Here is a 1,389-nt window from a genome sequence, read left to right on the forward strand (position 1 = left end):
CCTCCACGAGCTTGTCCAGCGAGCCCTCCACGCCGACGAAGCCGTGTGCTACGACAGCGTCGACGCCCTGCTCGGCGAGGACGCTTAGGGCGCTGGCCATCACGTCCCCTATATCGGCCAGCTTCAAGTCAGCTATGACGGGCTTGCTCGTGGCCTCCTTGATCTTTCCTACGGCGCCGACCCCCCTTCTCAGGATGAGTGGTAGGCCCACCTTGAAGCCCTGTGCGTAGGGGTCGACCTCTCTAACTATTCTCAGGTAGTCTTCTCCAAGGACCGGGCTGAAGGGTGGATCTAGGGCTACTACCAGCAAGTGCCCTTGCTTCCTATCTTTGCGCCGGTTTTTAAATCTAAACGAGTAGGTACGCTGCGGCCGCCCGTAAATATTCGGTGCGCCCGCTCTCTACGCAATCTATTTACCGCTCCGGCGCCGATAGTATACCTGTCGGGTCGGGTGAGAACCTTGTACAAGGGCATGGACGTAGTGTCGGCCCTCCAGTTCTCTAGGAGCGACGTCGAGCTACTGATACAGGTCGCCGAGGACCTCCGTAGAGCCGTGGAGAGGGGCGAGAGGCTCGACATCGCTAGGGGCAGGGTGATGTTCACAGCGTTCTTCGAGCCGAGCACGAGGACTAGGCTCAGCTTCCAGTTCGCAATGGTCAAGCTGGGCGGCTCCGTCGTGGACCTCGGGCCGGAGGAGGTCAGCAGCATGGCGAAGGGGGAGACGCCCGAGGACACTTTGAGGACCGTCGACAGCTACGGGCCGGACCTGATAGTCGTCAGGCACAGGGAGCCGGGGTTCGCGAAGAAGGCCGCGGAGATATGTAAGGCTCCCGTGATCAACGCGGGCGACGGGTACAACGAGCACCCCACCCAGGCCCTGCTGGACGTCTACACTATATGGAGGGTCTTCGGCAGGGTGGACGGGGTGAGGGTCGGCATGATGGGCGACCTGAGGTACGGGAGGACCATCTCCAGCCTCTCCTACACGCTCTCCAACTTCAGGGACGTCGAGATCTACTTCATCTCACCCAAGGAGCTCTCGCCCAGAGAGGAGGTCCTGAAGGTGCTCGACCAGCGGAGGGTGAAGTACGAGCTCTACGAGAAGCCCGACGACGTGATGGAGAAGCTGGACGTCCTCTACGTTACGAGGCTGCAGAAGGAGAGGATGAAGCCCGAGGACTACGAGAGGCTCAAGGGGAGCTACATCATCACCTACGACTACCTGAAGAAGTTCAGCAGGATCCCGGTAATCCTCCACCCGCTACCCAGGGTGTGGGAGCTCACCACAGACGTCGACGTCCTACCCCAGGCAATGTACTTCGAGCAGGCGAAGAACGGGCTGTACACTAGGATGGCCCTGATAAAGCTGATCCTAGGCCTGTAGACCCC

General features: G+C 60.4%; 2 protein-coding genes. One reads left to right on the forward strand and one right to left on the reverse strand.

The window, feature by feature from the left end; genetic code table 11:
• Nucleotides 1–310 (reverse strand): orotidine 5'-phosphate decarboxylase / HUMPS family protein (locus ACP5VX_RS05635; protein WP_428724908.1); only part of this gene is annotated, 310 nt, incomplete at its 3' end.
• Between the two features lie 150 nt (nt 311–460).
• Here ACP5VX_RS05635 and pyrB point away from each other — a divergent pair.
• Nucleotides 461–1,384 (forward strand): aspartate carbamoyltransferase, encoded by a 924-nt coding sequence (gene pyrB / locus ACP5VX_RS05640; RefSeq protein ID WP_428724909.1) that lies wholly within the window; start codon nt 461–463, stop codon nt 1,382–1,384.
• Nucleotides 1,385–1,389: the final 5 nt, after the last annotated feature.

This window comes from Thermogladius sp. (assembly GCF_049970955.1).
Classification (GTDB): domain Archaea; phylum Thermoproteota; class Thermoprotei_A; order Sulfolobales; family Desulfurococcaceae; genus Thermogladius.